Here is a 16,436-nt window from a genome sequence, read left to right on the forward strand (position 1 = left end):
AATGGTAACAGATAAAGATTACAAAAGAATTGCAGATCGTGTTTATGACGTTGATTCTGGCAAAGTAGCTAATCCTGTAAAAAAAGGTAATACTGTAGCAGGTGGTAAATACAAAGTCCTCCAAGTCGAAGACAACACTGACAACGGTATGCAGGCTATGGCCGTAGCGCCTGTAGACAAGAACGGCCATGTGGATACCAGCCAAGTTGTGATCGCTTATGCGGGAACGAACAAGAGTGATATTAAAGATATCGAAACCGACAGTCAGTCTCTTGGCCTGGGAAGAGACAAGCTACAAATGCGCTCAGGGCTGAATTCGGCTAAAGTTACTGATTCTCAGTTCAAAACAGCCCAAGCCTTTGCCAAGAAGGTCGCGAAAAAATATCCCAAAGCAGAGATTACAACGACGGGACATTCCCTTGGGGAATCTTTAGCCATGTATGTGTCTGTGAAAAAGGGCTATAACAATGTCGGCTTCAATGGCCCTGATATCCATAATATGCTTTCGGATAAAGAAATTGCCGACATGAAAAAACATAAGGGCCAATTTCGCAATTACCGCAATCCCCATGATAAGATAGGGAACATCACCGGTAATGAGACTGAGACAGCTATTTATGTTGATAAGGATAACAAGAGCGGTTTGACCGGCGACCACTCGCTCAGTAACTGGCAGTTCGATAACGATGGCAATCTGGTCGATAAAAACGGCAATGTGGCAGATGTGACCCATGTCTATGATGAGGTAGAATCCATGGTTTCTGGCTACATGGGTAAGGACTTCAAGGCTATGAAGTCCAAGCTGGGAGCTGATGGCTATTCAGGTCATGAAAAGATTTTCTTGGATTATCTGTCTGCCAGTGCCGTGGCTTCTGGTTTGGGAAGCGCAGCCCAAATCGGTTATGAAAGCATCAAAGGACAGGCCGATGCTGCTGGTGAAGAGGCCGAACAACTCTATAAGAGCCTGACCAGCGATCGCCCAGCTTCTGTCAATAAGCTGACAGATGATGAGATCTTAGCCGTTTATGCCGAGGAAGGCATTACCTATGACTATATGGTAACTAAGGTCAAAGATCATTTTGACAAGAAAACAACTAAAGCCTCAAGTCTATCTGAAGAGTTTGCCAATCTAGGCGGTCAAATAGAAACCGGTATGCAGGGACTTATCGATGAAGACAATAGTTTAGGAGGAGAAATTTCAGGATGGATGAGTGGGATGTAATACAAGATAAAATCAAGAAATACGAGCTGGAACTTGAATTTATGGACGAGGACTACCGCCGGCTCAAAAAACAGTTGGAGCAAGAGCGGGAATCCTATGAGGAGCGGCTGCAGAACTTCAACGCCATTACGGATACCAAATATCAAGAAGCATTGGCTGATTTTAGAGCCTTAGGGGTTCAGGACAGCACGCATTTTACCACTACCGTAACCGATATCAACACTCGGGTTCAAAATGCCTTTATTGATGTTTTTAGATATTACGACGATCAGTTTGAATCATTAGAGAAGGTTTATAAGAAAACCTTCCAGCCTGTCAGTGACAAACTGGAAGCAGCCTATATTGAACGGCGGAAATTATCCTAAAATGATGAAAAAGAAAAGAGGAGGACAGCAATGAGTGCCCTTACAGATGCTTGGAACAGTGCCAAAGAACTGGCCGGCGGTGTAGCGCGGACACATATGGGAAAGGCCGTAGGTGACGCGGTATCAGGAGATACAGAAGCGGCTGAAAAGGAGTACGAGAAAGGGATTATTAGGGCTTGTGCCAGTGCTCAGAAGGCTAAGCGTCAGGAACTGATAGATAAGTACGATAAGGCGATCAGTCACATAGCTTCTGAGACAAGGTCCAGCCTGAAGAAGATTGCCGGGGAATTAGACGAAGACATTAAAGGCCAGTTTTCCAAAGCTGTCAACCAAGCGATTAAGGACAAGGCGTCTGCTTATGATGACTTGATGACTGGATCCAATGGTAAGTAAGTAGGTAGCACCACAGATTATTATGACTGAGGTGTATGTATCAGGAAAACCAAGGTAGTTTTTCCCTTGTACTTTTATACTCAAAAATCTCATCAGTCTAATCAAAGGCTTAAAAATTCGCTAAAGCTGAATTTTCTGTACCAAGTTCTATGGAAACAGCTAAAGATCTTGCTAGTTGTCCTGCCGAAATTAATGATGATTTTTAAAAAGTACTGCCTCAGGATTTTCTGTTGATTAGAGGAGGAAAAAATTTTGAAAGCACTGGAAGATCGGATTTTAAAGGATGGTCAGGTTTTGGGGGAGGACATTCTCAAAGTAGATAGCTTCTTGACCCATCAGGTAGACTACCAACTCATGCAGGAGATGGGCCAAGTATGGGCGGAGGTTTACAGGGATGCAGGGATTACAAAAATTGTCACTATCGAGGCTTCTGGTATTGTCCCGGCTGTCTATACAGCGCAAGCATTAGATGTTCCGATGATTTTTGCTAAAAAACATAAAAACATTACCATGACTCAAGGAATTTTGACAGCAGAGGTCTATTCTTTTACCAAGCAGGTCACTAGTACGGTTTCTATCGCTGAAAGGTTGCTCTCCAAAGCAGACAAGGTTTTGATCATTGATGACTTTCTGGCCAATGCTCAGGCGGCTAAAGACTTGATTGAAATTATCCAGCAGGCAGGAGCAGATGTGGTAGGGGTCGGAATTGCTATCGAAAAATCATTCCAGACAGGACGCCAGATTTTAGAGAATATGGGTCTTCAGGTGACCTCTTTGGCGCGTGTGGCTAGTTTTGCTAATGGCCGAGTAAACTTCAAGGAGGCAGATGCCTAATGAACAAGGAAAGTCATACCCAATCAGCTATTCTAGGCCTGCAGCATCTCTTATCCATGTATGCGGGCTCTATTCTAGTGCCCATCATGATTGCTGGCAGTCTGAACTATTCGGCGACTCAGCTGACCTATCTGATCGCAACCGATATTTTTATGTGTGGGGTCGCAACCTTCCTGCAGCTCCAGCTCAATCAGTACTTTGGTATCGGACTCCCCGTCGTGCTTGGCTGTGCCTTCCAGTCTGTTGCCCCCTTGATTATGATTGGCCAAAATCAGGGCTCAGGCTATATGTTCGGTGCCTTGATTGCCTCTGGAGTTTATGTCATCTTAGTGGCAGGTATCTTTTCTAAAATTGTCCGCTTCTTTCCGCCAATCGTGACAGGGTCAGTTATTACTGTGATTGGCCTCAGCTTGATTTCGGTTGCCATGGGAAATATGGGGGACAATGCTGATAAGCCAAGTCTTGATTCTCTCTTTCTATCTCTGACAACCATTGCCATCGTTCTTTTAGTACAAATTTTTGCCAAGGGGTTTATCAAGTCCATTTCTATTTTGATTGGCCTAGTGGGAGGAACTCTTCTCGCCGGTTTCATGGGGCTGGTTGATTTCACGGCTGTCGCTCAGGCACAGCTCGTTCATGTGCCGCAGCCATTTTATTTCGGTCAGCCTAAGTTTGAGCTGACCTCGATCATTATGATGTGTATCATTGCAACAGTTTCCATGGTCGAGTCGACTGGCGTTTACTTGGCCTTGTCTGATTTGACCAATGATAGATTAGACAGCAAGCGTCTGCGCAACGGTTATCGTGCAGAGGGTTTAGCAGTCCTTCTTGGCGGGATTTTCAATACCTTTCCCTACACTGGTTTCTCACAAAACGTTGGTCTTATCCAGCTCTCAGGGATCAAGACCCGCCGTCCGATTTACTATACGGCTGTCTTTCTAATTGTACTTGGTCTAGTTCCTAAGTTCGGCGCCTTAGCGCAATTGATTCCCAATCCCGTTCTAGGCGGTGCCATGCTGGTACTCTTTGGGATGGTAGCCCTTCAAGGGATTCAGATGCTTAATACGGTTGATTTCAAAAATGAGGAGCACAATTTCATTATTGCGGCCGTCTCCATTGCAGCAGGACTGGGATTCAATAATACCAATCTTTTTGCCAGCGCCCCCGCAACTGTCCAAATGTTCTTTACCAACGGTATAGTCATTGCCACGCTCAGCTCCATCTTGCTCAATATAATTTTCAATGCCAAGTCTAAAAAGCGGCAGAGCTAGCCAAATCTTCACACAGCAGTTTCCACTAAAAAATGGTAAGATAAGGGTGGAATGTTATTGAAAAAGTGAGAGAGGGTGTGTGGTCATGGCCTTTATAAAGGAAAAATTTGAAGATAGCAATATTGATGCTTTCATGGCAGAGAGAACAGATGAATTGGTTGCTATGCTGCGCTTTATGAGTGATCTACCCCTGAGCTCCCTGCGCTATGAACTGGTTGAAGCTGAAAATGATAAGCGCAGTTATAAGTGCTACTTTTTTGAATCTAGCTCAGCCTTTCGGGGTTATGGTCAGTTTGCTTTTCAAGTCAGCTTTGATTACCAAACAAAGGAGATTGCCGTGATGCATCTATCAGGTGTTGCCAATCTGACTGCTGCTTACAGCGTTCCTGAAATCATTAAAATTCTTGCTGAGGACTTCTTTGCTGATTTTTTCCTCAAAGAGAGTTTATCCTAACGATAATTTTAAGCCTAAAAACCCGCTGAGAACTTTGACTCTCAGCGGGTTTTATCGGCTCCATGTAGAAAAAGGGGCCAATATTTGGCCTCTTAGACGATGAGAACTAAGCTACTGGACTGATGTCATTGTCAATAATCACTTTTAAGGCTTGATTGTCACCTGCATTTTTGAAAACGTCATAAGCCTTATCAACCTCTGATAAGTTAAAATGATGAGTGACTAATTGACTGGCGTCAATTTTACCAGATTTTAAAACATTCAGCAGCATTTCTGTCGTGTTAGCGTTGACTAAACCTGTTGACAAGGTAATATTTTTAATCCATAAATCTTGTAAGTCAAATGATACTGGCTTACCATGGACACCAACGTTAGCGACGTGACCGCCAATGGCGATAATTTTTTGACAGATATCAAAGGTTGCTGGGTAGCCTACACACTCAATGGCAACATCAACCCCTCGACCATCTGTCAAGGCGCCAATCTGATTCTTAACTTCTTCAGCGTCTCCTGAGCAAATGACCTCAGTCGCTCCGAAACGTTTAGCAGCTTCCAGACGCGATTCTGACAAATCAACCATGATGATTTGTGCTGGAGAATAAAATTGTGCTGTCAGTAAAGCAGCAAGGCCAATCGGTCCTGCACCTACAATACAAACAGTATCACCTGGCTTAACATCTGATGCTTGGACCCCAATCTCATAAGAAGTTGGCAGGATATCAGACAACATGACTAGAGCCTCGTCGTCAACCACTTTTGGTGCATGATAAAGACTGCCATCAGCCTGCGGAATATGGACATATTCTGCCTGCGTACCATTGATTAGATGACCTAAGATCCAGCCCCCTTGTTCGCAGTGAGCTGGGATCCCCTTTTTACAGTAATAGCAGGTATTGCAAGCTGTAACACATGAAATAATAACCTTGTCACCTACTTTAAAATTAGTAACTGCATCACCAACATCCTCAACAATACCGATACCTTCGTGGCCTAGAATAGTGCCCGGCGGTGTTTCTGGAACATCGCCTCCCAAGATATGCAAATCAGTCCCGCAGATGGTGGTTTTTAACAACCTCACAACAGCATCTGTTGGATTGACAATCTTTGGTTTAGCTTGCTCAACCAAACCGATCTTACCTTTTTCTAAATAAGTCGCAGCCTTCATAGCCTGGCTCCTTTCTAATGATTTTTACACGGTAATTGTAACAAATATCGGCAGCGCTTTCAAAAATTTGATATTGTTTCCTTACGCCTATTTTCCCCGTTGAAATCTAGAAGTCATTTTCCCATTATCAATCGTCTTTCGGCGCTTTTTCAGCCAGGAAGAACTGGGTGAAAAAGAGCCTCACAAAGAATCGAATATCGGGTATCTTCTTTTCGTTAAGTAGGTAGCTAGCTCATAAAAATACAGCAGGCAAGAACACCATAAAATAAAAACAGCCCCCTGCCTTAGAATCCTGAGGATCCATAGGCAGAGGATCTATTTTTTCTTGCATTTCCACCTTCTAATCACTTAGTTCTTTTTCTTCATCTCACCGTGGGGGTAGTAGGTCCCTTCTGGTAGATCATTAATAAAGACGTGAATATTTTCTTTGGGAGCCTTAGCAATACGTGAAACAACCTCGGTAACTTCGCGTGCTAATTCGATTTTTTGTTCCTGTGAACGACCTTCAAAGAGATCAATTTTGACAAATGGCATAGGGCTTTCCTCCTAAAATAGAAATAACTTATTACTCTCTTATTGTATCATGAAAACTGTAAGAATAGCAAAGTTGAAGCGATTGTGCAGATGATTTTCCAAGTCTTGATTCTTAGATTTCCTACTGATAATTCCCTTGATTTATGATAAAATAAGACGATAAACTTTTTTAGACAGGAAGGCATATTTTTGGCACAGTTATATTATCGTTATGGTACTATGAATTCGGGGAAATCTATTGAAATTCTCAAGGTTGCTTACAATTATGAGGAGCAGGGGAAACCAGTTGTCCTTATGACTAGCGCCTTGGATACACGTGAAGGATACGGCTGGGTTGCCAGTCGTATTGGCCTTAGGCGTAAGGCAAAGCCAATTTCAGCAGATACCGATATTTTTGGTTATATTGACGGCCTGCCTGAAAAGCCCTACTGTGTCCTTGTTGATGAATGCCAATTTCTGACCAAGGCCAATGTTTTTGATTTGGCTAGAGTAGTCGATGAGTTAGATGTACCTGTGATGGCCTTTGGCCTCAAAAATGATTTTCGCAACCATCTCTTTGAAGGCTCTCGCGAACTGTTACTCTTGGCAGACAAGATTGAGGAAATCAAAACCATATGCCAATACTGCAGTAAAAAAGCCATCATGGTACTGCGAGTTAAGGACGGTCAGCCCGTTTACGAGGGAGAACAAGTCCAAATCGGCGGACACGAAACCTATATTTCGGTCTGCCGTAAGCACTATTACCACCCAGAAATTGATTAAGAGAGGAGCTTGACCCTTTTTATGAATATCTATGATCAGCTGCAAGCTGTAGAAGACCGCTATGATGAATTAGGTGAATTGCTCAGTGATCCTGATGTGGTCTCTGACACCAAGCGCTTTATGGAACTATCGCGTGAAGAAGCTAGTACGCGTGAAACAGTCACGGTTTACCGTGAATATAAGAAGGTGCTGCAAAATATTAATGATGCTGAAGAGATGATTAAGGATGCCAGCGGCGATCCAGACCTTGAAGAGATGGCCAAGGAGGAGCTGAAAGATTCCAAGGAGGCCAAGGAAGACTATGAGGAGCGTCTCAAAATCTTACTGCTGCCCAAGGATCCTAATGACGATAAGAATATCATTCTGGAAATCCGCGGGGCTGCTGGCGGTGATGAAGCCCAGCTCTTTGCGGGCGATCTTTTGCAGATGTACCAGAAATATGCCGAGAGTCAGGGCTGGAAATTCGAGGTCATGGAAGCATCCTACAATGGCGTGGGCGGTATCAAGGAAGTGGTGGCGATGGTATCAGGCCAATCGGTCTACTCCAAGCTTAAGTATGAATCTGGCGCCCACCGTGTCCAACGAGTTCCAGTGACTGAAAGCCAAGGTCGGGTTCATACGTCGACAGCGACTGTCTTAGTGATGCCAGAGGTTGAAGAGGTAGAGTATGATATTGATCCCAAGGATTTGCGTGTCGATATCTACCATGCATCGGGTGCTGGCGGACAAAATGTCAATAAGGTGGCGACTGCTGTTCGTATGGTCCACATTCCAACAGGCATCAAAGTGGAAATGCAGGAGGAGCGTACCCAGCAAAAGAACCGCGATAAGGCAATGAAGGTTATCCGTGCTCGTGTGGCCGACCACTTTGCGCAAATTGCCCAAGACGAGCAGGATGCTGAGCGTAAGTCAACCATTGGTACTGGGGACCGTTCGGAGCGGATCCGGACTTACAACTTCCCGCAGAACCGAGTGACAGACCATCGTATTGGCTTGACTCTGCAGAAACTGGATACGATTCTGTCTGGTAAATTAGACGAGGTCATTGACGCTTTGGTCCTTTATGACCAAACTCAAAAATTAGAAGAGTTAAATCAATGACCTATGCTCAACTTTTTACGGAGTATGAGGAACAATTACTGGCGGCTGGCGAGGAGGCTGAGAGCCTAAGTTTTGTCTTTAGAGAACTTAAAAAGCTTGACATGACAGCCTTTATCCTCATGCTTCGCCGAGAGGTGACGGCGGAAGATGACTTCTTGCTGACAGAGCTTGTTCAACGTTTGCTTGCCCACGAGCCAGCCCAATACATCATTGGTTATGAGAGCTTCCACGATCTGACCTTTAAGGTTGATAAGCGAGTGCTGATTCCTCGCCCTGAAACAGCTGAATTGGTTGATTTGATTTTAGAGGAGAATGCGGACAGTGGGCTGAGTTTGCTTGATCTTGGCACTGGGAGCGGTGCTATTGCAGTATCGTTGGCACACAGTCGGCCGGCTTGGCACGTGATAGCGTCTGATATTTCCCAGGATGCTTTGGACTTGGCTGGTGAAAATGCCCTAGCTAACAAGGTGCAGGTAGATTTTCGTCAATCCGATGTTTTTGATCAGATTGAGGGGGGGGTCGATATTATTGTCAGCAACCCGCCCTATATTTCCCAAGCAGATAAAGAGGAGGTTGGTCTCAATGTTCTGACTTCCGAGCCTCATCTTGCTCTTTTTGCCAACGAGCAAGGTCTGGCTGTCTACCGCAGGATCGCTGAAGGAGCAGCAGCTCATCTCAAACCTGATGGCAAGATTTACCTGGAAATTGGCTATAAGCAAGGGCAGGCAGTCTCACAGATCTTTCAAGCCGCCTTTCCAGATAAGCGGATAAGAGTTTTGCCCGACCAATTTGGTCAGGACAGAATGGTGGTGGTTGATGATGGCTGATCAAGCAGCGGTTGCTGAGATTTTAGCTGCAGGTGGAGCGGTTGTCCTCCCGACTGAAACCGTTTATGGCCTTTTCGCCAAGGCCTTGGACCAGCAGGCAGTCAAGCGTGTCTATGACCTGAAACGACGTCCACTCGACAGGGCCATGAACCTCAACGTAGCCAGCTTGGAAGATATTTTGGCCTACAGCAAGGATCAGCCAGCCTACCTAGCTAAGCTCTATCAAGCCTTCCTACCAGGTCCGCTAACCATTATCCTCAAGGCTAATGACAAGGTTCCAAGCTGGGTCAACTCGGGTCTGTCAACGGTCGGTTTTCGCCTGCCTGACCATCCCCTAACTCAGGAGCTCATTAGAGAATACGGCCCCTTAATCGGTCCGTCGTCCAACCTATCCGGTCAAGCGTCTGGCACGGTCTTCGAGGACATTGTCGAGCAGTTGGACCATCAGGTGATAGGAATAGCGGATGACTCAGCCATTCAAGGCTTGGATTCAACGATCCTAGACTTGTCTGGAGATAGAGCCAACATTCTTCGTCAAGGCATTATCAGCAAGGAGGCCTTGCTGGAGGCAGTGCCTGAATTAAATTTCTGAAGGAGAATTGACTGATGCTGAGAGCTTTGGTTTTATCAGACACTGCCGCCATCTAAGCGATCAATCGCTATTCGCTGGGTTATACCTTAGATCAGGAACAGACTGAGCAGCAGCTAAAAAAACTTCTAAAGGACTCTCATCATTTTTTGTTAGGGTTTGAAGATGAGGTTAGGCAAGAATTGGTTGCCTATGTCCATGCTGAGGTTTATGACACACTTTATTCAGAAACTGGTTTCAATGTTCTTGGTTTAGCTGTTTTACTGGCCTATCAGAATCAAGGCATTGGTAAAGAACTGATGCAGGGTCTGGAAGCAGAAGCTAGAAAACGACAGTATGCCTTTATTCGGCTCAATTCAAGCGCCAATCGAAAAGATGCCCATGCTTTTTATGACACTATAGGATAGTTTTGGCCAACTATTATCAGGCTTACTTTTAATGAAAATGGCCAACCCATTTAACGCAGTGGTTGGCTGGCTGTTCTTATCCCCTGCTAGGCAGTGATAGCGACTAGCCCAGCCAACTGTGCGGGGGTGGGAAAACGAAGTCAAAATCTATGATTTATGACTTCTTTCCCACTCCCAGAAGCGCTTTATTAAATCTATGAGGTGATTTTATGATTTTTGACAAAGATGATTACAAGGCTTACGACCCAGAGCTCTGGCAGGCCATTCAAGCAGAAGAAGTGCGACAGCAAAACAACATCGAGTTGATCGCATCTGAAAATGTGGTCTCAAAGGCTGTGATGGCTGCCCAAGGTTCCGTTTTAACCAATAAGTACGCCGAAGGGTATCCAAGCAAGCGTTACTACGGCGGAACTGACTGTGTTGATGTGGCTGAAAATCTCGCCATTGAGCGGGCCAAGGAGCTCTTTGGTGCCAAGTTTGCTAATGTCCAGCCCCACTCAGGCAGCCAAGCTAACGCGGCAGCCTATATGGCCTTGATCCAACCTGGAGACACCGTCATGGGGATGGATCTGTCGGCCGGCGGTCACCTGACGCATGGCTCGCCCGTCAGCTTTTCAGGGAAAACCTACAATTTTGTCCCTTATAATGTTAATAAGGAGACAGAAGTTTTGGATTATGATGAAATCCAGCAGCTGGCTGTTCAACATCAGCCTAAACTGATTGTAGCGGGGGCTTCAGCCTATTCACGGATTATTGATTTTGCCAAATTCCGCGCTATTGCTGATAGTGTCGGCGCCTATCTCATGGTTGATATGGCGCATATTGCCGGTCTGGTTGCGTCTGGCCACCATCCTAGTCCAGTTCCTTATGCCCATATCACCACCACAACGACTCATAAGACCTTGCGCGGTCCGCGCGGTGGCTTGATTTTGACCAATGATGAAAATTTGGCTAAGAAGATCAATTCCGCTGTCTTCCCAGGTTTGCAGGGCGGTCCTTTGGAACATGTGATCGCGGCTAAAGCGGTTGCCCTCAAGGAAGCCTTGGATCCAGCCTTTAAAGACTATGGTGACAACGTTGTCAAAAACGCCAAGGCCATGGCTGATGTTTTTGCCGCCCACCCTAATTTTCATGTTGTTTCTGGTGGAACCGATAATCATGTCTTCCTCGTTGATGTGACTAAGGTCGTTGAAAACGGCAAATTGGCTCAAACTATTCTTGAAGAAGTTAATATTACCCTCAACAAGAACAGCATCCCATTTGAGACGCTGTCGCCATTTAAGACATCGGGTATCCGTATCGGCAGTCCAGCTATTACCAGCCGCAGCATGGGGGTAGCTGAAAGCACCAAGATTGCTGAGCTGATGGTTCAAGCCTTAGAAAATCATGATGATGAGACAGTGCTTGATCGTATCCGCCAAGATGTTAAGTTATTGACGGACAATTTCCCACTTTACTAACATGCTAGATTTATATTTAAAAAAGATTATTATCCATCAATTCAGCCCTGATGACACTGAACTTCGTTTTGCGGATAAGCCGCTGACTTTGACACCAAGTCTGGATGAGTATTTTCGTAAAAAGCTGACCAAGGTTTTTACCGCTGATGCTAAGCGGGGAAGCTTTGAGCCTGAAAATGACTTTATCGCCAACCTCGGTGCTGACTTTATGGAATCTGCCCGCAAAATAGCCCAGCTCTGGAAGGAAGAGTTTGTCATCAGCGAGGATCAAAAGACTAATGATCTGATTTTTATCCAATTTGATAAGGATGGTATTGAACATTTCGCCTTCTTACGGCTGGTGCTTAAGGATAGTTTGGCGCATATTCTGGGAGATGATGAGCAGCCGCTCAAGGTCACCCAGAATAATCTGCCTTCAGCTGCTCAAACGCCAGATGAGGCCTTGGTGATTAACCGTCAGTCTTATCGCTATTATTTGATTGAAAAACGCATTAAGCATAATGGCAGTTTTGCCAACTATTTTTCTGAAAATCTGCTCAAGGTTAAACCGGATCAGTCTGTCAATAAATCCATCAATCTGTTGGAAAAGACAGCCCAAAAGGTAGCCGATGATTTCAATCAAGATGATTTTACCTTTCAGTCTAAGATGAAGTCAGCAATCTTTCAAAATCTGGAGGAAGATCAGGAGCTCTCTCCAGAAAAGCTGGCCAATCAGCTTTTTGATGACAATCTCACGGCTCGTCTAACCTTTGTGGATCAGCTTAAGGAAAAAATTCCAGAGCCGATTCCGGTAGCAGATGTGGACTATTCCCGTCAGTCGAAGAAGTTGGAGAGTCAGAAATTATCCCTGTCCAATGGGATTGAGCTGGTGGTACCCAATCAGGTCTATCAAGATGCAGAAGCGGTGGAGTTTATTCAAAACAGTGATGGCACTTACTCTATCTTAATCAAGAATATTGAAGATATCCAAAGCAAGTAATATGTTTAAAAAAATTAGACGATTGATTATCATTATCATCGCCTTGTTGGCTATTTATAAGGGGGTGACGGTCTATCGGGCTGTGAAAACGGTTCTGGCCTACCGCCCCCTTGTAGAAGAAGTGCTGGCAGAGGACGACAATGCTACCAATGAAGATTTGGTTCTGGCGGTGATTTATACCGAAACAAAAGGGCGTGATGATGATGTTATGCAGGCCAGCGAAAGCTCGACTGGAAAAACCAACGACATCAGTGATAATCGCGCCAGCATTAAACAAGGCACCAAAGTTTTAGCTGAGAATTTGGAAAAAGCCCAAAAGCATGAGACAGACACTTGGACGGCTATTCAGGCCTATAACTATGGGGCAGCCTACATCCCTTATGTGGCCAAGCACGGCGGTAAGAATACGATCGACCTTGCCAAGGCCTACTCCAGAGATGTGGTCGCCCCCAGTCTAGGCAATAAATCTGGTGATACCTATTATTATTTCAATACCATCTCCATCCTCTATGGCGGCGGTAAACTTTACGTAGATGGTGGCAATCTCTACTATGCCAAACAAGTCCAGTTTAATCTCTTTTTAGTGCGACTGGTTGAGAAATTTTAAAACTATGAAACATCTATTAACCTATTTTCGGGGCTACCTGAAAGAAACTTTTCTCGGCCCCCTCTTTAAACTGCTGGAAGCCAGTTTTGAATTGCTGGTTCCCATCATTATAGCCAGAATAGTTGATATTACTATTCCCCATAAAGACAAAAATCATCTGTATGGGATGATTTTTCTTCTCGTTTGCCTAGCTGTATTGGGTGTTGTTGTGGCTGTGACAGCCCAGTATTTTTCATCCAAGGCAGCAGTGGGCTACACGAGGCAGTTAACCAAGGAGCTTTATCGAAAAATCATGCGGCTTTCCAAGGAAGACCGTGACCGCCTGACGACTGCTAGCCTGCTGACCAGACTGAGCAGCGATACCTTTCAAATTCAAACAGGAATCAATCAATTTCTGCGCCTTTTTCTAAGAGCACCGATCATCGTCTTTGGCTCGGTTGTCATGGCCTTTGTTATCAGCCCGAGTCTTTCACTGTGGTTTCTGCTGATGGTGCTGCTTTTAACTCTCTTAATCTATGGTATGTCACGGCTGGTTAATCCGCTCTACCTAAAGATCAGAAAACAGACCGATCGTTTGGTCAGTCTGACACGAGAGCAGCTTGAGGGAATGCAGGTGATTCGCGCCTTCGGTCAGGCGGAGCGTCTGAAAGAGCAGTTTTCCGATCACAATCAGCTCTACACCAAAACCCAGATTAAAACAAGTGCTCTGTCAAGTTTGGTCAGTCCTCTGACCTATCTCATTGTCAACGGAACCCTAGTCGTGATTATTTGGCGAGGAAATCTGGCTATTGCTGATAACCTCCTCAGTCAGGGCAGCTTGATTGCTTTGGTTAACTATCTGCTTAATATCTTGACCGAGCTGCTCAAGCTGGCCATGATGGTGACTAATTTAAATCAGAGTTTTATCAGTGCTGGCCGGATTAGCCAAGTATTTGTTCAGCCGGAAGAGGATTTACAGTCTAGTATTCCCCTACTAAAATCTGATAGAAAGCAAATCTTGTCTTTATCAGGTGTGAAATTCACTTATCCAACCGCGGCCCAGCCTTCTCTATCTGGTATTGAACTACAAATGACAGCAGGAACAACTCTGGGAATTATCGGTGGAACAGGTTCTGGCAAATCCACGCTGGTGCAGCTCTTGATGGGATTGTACCAAGCGCAGCAAGGGCATCTGGCCATCTTTAATCAAGGCAAGAGTCCGGCTAATTTGGCGGAGTGGCGCTCTTGGATTGGCCTGGTTCCCCAAAAGGCGGAGCTTTTTCTGGGAACGATTCGTTCCAATCTGACATTGGGCTTAGACGGTGACACCATCTCAGATGACCAACTCTGGTGGGCATTGGAAATCGCTCAGGCACGCGACTTTGTCGAAGAAAAAGAGGGTGGCTTAGATGCCCAAGTTAAGGAATTTGGCCGCAATTTTTCTGGAGGTCAGCGCCAGCGCTTAACCATTGCCAGAGCGGTTTTACGGCAGGCGCCTTTTCTGATTTTGGATGATTCAACTTCGGCCTTGGATTACCTGACAGAAAGTCGCCTGCTCAAGGCGATTAAGTCGGAGCTTAAAACCAGCCTTATCCTTATATCTCAGAGGACTAACAGCCTGAAGTCAGCAGATCAGATCTTGGTTTTGGAAAAAGGGCAGCAGGTTGGTCTTGGCCGCCATGAGGAGCTGCTGGAGACCTGTCCTACCTATCAGGAAATTCATTATTCGCAGCATAGTAAGGAGGCTCAGGTATGAAACCATCTCCTTTAAAACGTTTGGTTCATGATTTTTTGAAACAGAAGCTTTTGCTGGGCTTAGCCCTGGTTGGTATTTGCCTGCAGGTTGCTCTGACCATCTATCTGCCAATTCTGATTGGGAATGCTGTCGATGCGGTCTTAGTGCCCCATAATCGCCAGCTGATTTGGGGGATTTTGGCCAAAATGCTCATCGTCATTCTGAGTAATACGCTGGTGCAATACCTCAATCCCTTACTTTACAACCGACTGATCTTTGCCTTCAGCCAAGATTTGCGCCAGCAGGTTATTGACAAGGTGCACCGGCTTCCTATCTCTTATCTGGGGCAATCGGTCGGAGATGTCGTCAGCCGCGTGACTACAGATGTCGAGCAGCTCAATAATGGCCTGCTCATGGTTTTCAATCAGTTCTTTGTCGGCGTACTGACTATTGTGGTGACCCTTATCACGATGGCTAAAATTGATGGGCTCATGATGCTTTTAGTGCTGTGTTTAACCCCCTTATCGCTCTTTTTGTCGCGCTTTATTGCCCGCAAATCCTTCCTCCTCTTTCAAAAACAAACCCAATCTCGCGGTCGCCAGACTCAAATGATTGAGGAGAGCCTAAATCAAGAAAGCTTGATTCAAAGCTTTAATGCGCAGGAGCAGTTTATTCAGCAATTTTTTAAGGTCAATGACACTTATGCTGACTACTCGCAGAGCGCTATCTTCTATTCCTCGACTGTCAATCCGGCAACGCGCTTTATCAATGCACTTATCTATGCTCTCTTAGCAGCTGTCGGAGCCCTGCGGATTATGAGCGGTGCCTTTTCTATCGGCCAGCTAACCACCTTTTTAAACTATGTGACCCAGTATACCAAGCCCTTCAACGACGTTTCGTCTGTGCTGGCAGAACTGCAGGGAGCACTGGCCTGTGCCCAGCGCCTCTATCAAGTTTTAGATCAGGACAGTCTAGTCGAGACAGGACATGAAGAGTTGAAGAGCGATCAGGTGAAAGGACAGATCTCTTTTGAGCATGTAAGCTTTGGTTATACACCTTATAAGACCCAGATAAAGGATCTCGATATCTCTGTACCGGCTGCCAGCCGCGTTGCCATCGTCGGGCCAACTGGTGCCGGTAAATCAACCTTGATCAACTTACTCATGCGTTTTTATGAGGTGTCCTCGGGTCGGATATTGCTGGATGGCAAGCCTATCACTAATTACACTCGCAGCAGCCTGCGTCGCCAGATCGGCATGGTCTTGCAAGAAACGTGGCTGCAGGCTGCGACTATTCATGATAACATCGCTTTCGGCCATCCCAATGCCACTCGCGAACTCGTTGTCGAAGCGGCCAAGGCGGCCAATGCCGATTTCTTTATCCGCCAGTTGCCAGACGGCTATGATACCTATTTGGCCGATGCTGGCAGTTCGCTCTCACAAGGTCAGCGTCAGCTCTTGACGATCGCTCGAATTTTTGTTGCTGTCCCTAAAATCCTGATTTTAGATGAGGCAACGTCATCCATTGATACGCGGACCGAAAGTCTGATTCAGGATTCTTTTGAAACCTTGATGAAAGGGCGAACCAGCTTTGTCATCGCCCACCGTCTGTCGACCATCCAGACAGCAGACCTAATTTTAGTTATGGTGGATGGTGATATCGTCGAGCATGGCAGCCACCAGGAACTCATGAGAAAGAAGGGTGTCTACTATGACATGCAGACCGCTCAAACTCAATCTTAAGGAGAATTGC

18 protein-coding genes are annotated in these 16,436 nt (G+C 45.5%); 16 read left to right on the top strand and 2 right to left on the bottom strand.

Annotated elements, in window-relative coordinates; all coding sequences use genetic code 11:
- Position 1 precedes the first annotated feature (1 nt).
- The 6 genes from ACVR1G_RS00760 (at position 2) to ACVR1G_RS00785 (ending at position 4,539) form a co-directional block, all read left to right on the top strand.
- Complete coding sequence (locus ACVR1G_RS00760; protein ID WP_447451318.1) at positions 2–1,222, top strand: Tle-like phospholipase domain-containing protein; 1,221 nt, start codon at positions 2–4, stop codon at positions 1,220–1,222.
- Positions 1,204–1,587 (top strand): hypothetical protein, encoded by a 384-nt coding sequence (locus tag ACVR1G_RS00765; RefSeq protein WP_447451319.1) that lies wholly within the window; start codon positions 1,204–1,206, stop codon positions 1,585–1,587. The genes ACVR1G_RS00760 and ACVR1G_RS00765 overlap by 19 nt, the downstream gene beginning before the upstream one ends.
- Before the next feature lie 30 nt (positions 1,588–1,617).
- Positions 1,618–1,980, top strand: coding sequence for a hypothetical protein (locus tag ACVR1G_RS00770; protein ID WP_447451320.1), 363 nt, complete (start codon positions 1,618–1,620; stop codon positions 1,978–1,980).
- Positions 1,981–2,232: 252 nt separating this feature from the next.
- On the top strand, positions 2,233–2,814 hold the full coding sequence (locus tag ACVR1G_RS00775; protein WP_447451321.1) for a xanthine phosphoribosyltransferase: 582 nt from the start codon (positions 2,233–2,235) through the stop codon (positions 2,812–2,814).
- Positions 2,814–4,085: a nucleobase:cation symporter-2 family protein gene (locus ACVR1G_RS00780; protein ID WP_447451322.1), complete on the top strand. Its 1,272-nt coding sequence runs from the start codon at positions 2,814–2,816 to the stop codon at positions 4,083–4,085. The genes ACVR1G_RS00775 and ACVR1G_RS00780 overlap by 1 nt, the downstream gene beginning before the upstream one ends.
- Before the next feature lie 85 nt (positions 4,086–4,170).
- Entirely contained in the window at positions 4,171–4,539 is a 369-nt protein-coding gene (locus ACVR1G_RS00785) for a hypothetical protein (protein WP_447451323.1), read from the top strand.
- Positions 4,540–4,645: 106 nt separating this feature from the next.
- Here ACVR1G_RS00785 and ACVR1G_RS00790 read toward each other — a convergent pair whose 3' ends face one another.
- Both ACVR1G_RS00790 and ACVR1G_RS00795 read right to left on the bottom strand, forming a co-directional pair.
- Positions 4,646–5,704, bottom strand: a complete 1,059-nt coding sequence (locus tag ACVR1G_RS00790) for a zinc-dependent alcohol dehydrogenase family protein (protein WP_447451324.1) — start codon at positions 5,702–5,704, stop codon at positions 4,646–4,648.
- Positions 5,705–6,052: 348 nt separating this feature from the next.
- Entirely contained in the window at positions 6,053–6,238 is a 186-nt protein-coding gene (locus ACVR1G_RS00795; RefSeq protein WP_447451325.1) for a 4-oxalocrotonate tautomerase, read from the bottom strand.
- Positions 6,239–6,427: 189 nt separating this feature from the next.
- Between ACVR1G_RS00795 and ACVR1G_RS00800 the strand changes: the two genes are divergently transcribed.
- The 10 genes from ACVR1G_RS00800 (at position 6,428) to ACVR1G_RS00845 (ending at position 16,426) form a co-directional block, all read left to right on the top strand.
- Positions 6,428–7,000 (top strand): thymidine kinase, encoded by a 573-nt coding sequence (locus tag ACVR1G_RS00800; protein ID WP_447451326.1) that lies wholly within the window; start codon positions 6,428–6,430, stop codon positions 6,998–7,000.
- A gap of 21 nt (positions 7,001–7,021) precedes the next feature.
- The gene (gene prfA / locus ACVR1G_RS00805; RefSeq protein WP_447451327.1) at positions 7,022–8,101 is read left to right on the top strand and encodes a peptide chain release factor 1; all 1,080 of its coding nucleotides are present in this window, start codon (positions 7,022–7,024) and stop codon (positions 8,099–8,101) included.
- A complete protein-coding gene (prmC, locus tag ACVR1G_RS00810; RefSeq protein WP_447451328.1) occupies positions 8,098–8,928 on the top strand; it encodes a peptide chain release factor N(5)-glutamine methyltransferase in 831 nt (276 codons plus the stop codon). The genes prfA and prmC overlap by 4 nt, the downstream gene beginning before the upstream one ends.
- On the top strand, positions 8,921–9,520 hold the full coding sequence (locus tag ACVR1G_RS00815; RefSeq protein ID WP_447451450.1) for an L-threonylcarbamoyladenylate synthase: 600 nt from the start codon (positions 8,921–8,923) through the stop codon (positions 9,518–9,520). The genes prmC and ACVR1G_RS00815 overlap by 8 nt, the downstream gene beginning before the upstream one ends.
- A 59-nt stretch (positions 9,521–9,579) precedes the next feature.
- Positions 9,580–9,924, top strand: a complete 345-nt coding sequence (locus tag ACVR1G_RS00820) for a GNAT family N-acetyltransferase (protein WP_447451451.1) — start codon at positions 9,580–9,582, stop codon at positions 9,922–9,924.
- Positions 9,925–10,133: 209 nt separating this feature from the next.
- Positions 10,134–11,384 carry a serine hydroxymethyltransferase gene (gene glyA, locus ACVR1G_RS00825; protein WP_447451329.1) on the top strand — a complete coding sequence of 417 codons (1,251 nt, stop codon included), beginning with the start codon at positions 10,134–10,136 and terminating at the stop codon, positions 11,382–11,384.
- 1 nt (position 11,385) lies between these two features.
- Positions 11,386–12,363: a nucleoid-associated protein gene (locus tag ACVR1G_RS00830; protein WP_447451330.1), complete on the top strand. Its 978-nt coding sequence runs from the start codon at positions 11,386–11,388 to the stop codon at positions 12,361–12,363.
- 1 nt (position 12,364) lies between these two features.
- Entirely contained in the window at positions 12,365–12,970 is a 606-nt protein-coding gene (locus ACVR1G_RS00835) for a lysozyme family protein (RefSeq protein WP_447451331.1), read from the top strand.
- A gap of 4 nt (positions 12,971–12,974) precedes the next feature.
- On the top strand, positions 12,975–14,705 hold the full coding sequence (locus ACVR1G_RS00840; RefSeq protein WP_447451332.1) for an ABC transporter ATP-binding protein: 1,731 nt from the start codon (positions 12,975–12,977) through the stop codon (positions 14,703–14,705).
- On the top strand, positions 14,702–16,426 hold the full coding sequence (locus ACVR1G_RS00845) for an ABC transporter ATP-binding protein (protein ID WP_447451333.1): 1,725 nt from the start codon (positions 14,702–14,704) through the stop codon (positions 16,424–16,426). Before ACVR1G_RS00840 ends, ACVR1G_RS00845 begins: the two co-directional genes overlap by 4 nt.
- The last annotated feature ends 10 nt before the right edge of the window (positions 16,427–16,436 follow it).

Source organism: Streptococcus dentasini (assembly GCF_053206945.1).

What these genes read in the sequence shown, in the direction of transcription:
- ACVR1G_RS00760 (WP_447451318.1), top strand. Translation starts at nt 2, where the DNA reads ATGGTAACAGATAAAGATTACAAAAGAATTGCAGATCGTGTTTATGAC.
- ACVR1G_RS00765 (WP_447451319.1), top strand. Translation starts at nt 1,204, where the DNA reads ATGGATGAGTGGGATGTAATACAAGATAAAATCAAGAAATACGAGCTG.
- ACVR1G_RS00770 (WP_447451320.1), top strand. Translation starts at nt 1,618, where the DNA reads ATGAGTGCCCTTACAGATGCTTGGAACAGTGCCAAAGAACTGGCCGGC.
- ACVR1G_RS00780 (WP_447451322.1), top strand. Translation starts at nt 2,814, where the DNA reads ATGAACAAGGAAAGTCATACCCAATCAGCTATTCTAGGCCTGCAGCAT.
- ACVR1G_RS00785 (WP_447451323.1), top strand. Translation starts at nt 4,171, where the DNA reads ATGGCCTTTATAAAGGAAAAATTTGAAGATAGCAATATTGATGCTTTC.
- ACVR1G_RS00790 (WP_447451324.1), bottom strand. Translation starts at nt 5,704, where the DNA reads ATGAAGGCTGCGACTTATTTAGAAAAAGGTAAGATCGGTTTGGTTGAG.
- ACVR1G_RS00795 (WP_447451325.1), bottom strand. Translation starts at nt 6,238, where the DNA reads ATGCCATTTGTCAAAATTGATCTCTTTGAAGGTCGTTCACAGGAACAA.
- prfA (WP_447451327.1), top strand. Translation starts at nt 7,022, where the DNA reads ATGAATATCTATGATCAGCTGCAAGCTGTAGAAGACCGCTATGATGAA.
- prmC (WP_447451328.1), top strand. Translation starts at nt 8,098, where the DNA reads ATGACCTATGCTCAACTTTTTACGGAGTATGAGGAACAATTACTGGCG.
- ACVR1G_RS00815 (WP_447451450.1), top strand. Translation starts at nt 8,921, where the DNA reads ATGGCTGATCAAGCAGCGGTTGCTGAGATTTTAGCTGCAGGTGGAGCG.
- glyA (WP_447451329.1), top strand. Translation starts at nt 10,134, where the DNA reads ATGATTTTTGACAAAGATGATTACAAGGCTTACGACCCAGAGCTCTGG.
- ACVR1G_RS00830 (WP_447451330.1), top strand. Translation starts at nt 11,386, where the DNA reads ATGCTAGATTTATATTTAAAAAAGATTATTATCCATCAATTCAGCCCT.
- ACVR1G_RS00835 (WP_447451331.1), top strand. Translation starts at nt 12,365, where the DNA reads ATGTTTAAAAAAATTAGACGATTGATTATCATTATCATCGCCTTGTTG.
- ACVR1G_RS00840 (WP_447451332.1), top strand. Translation starts at nt 12,975, where the DNA reads ATGAAACATCTATTAACCTATTTTCGGGGCTACCTGAAAGAAACTTTT.
- ACVR1G_RS00845 (WP_447451333.1), top strand. Translation starts at nt 14,702, where the DNA reads ATGAAACCATCTCCTTTAAAACGTTTGGTTCATGATTTTTTGAAACAG.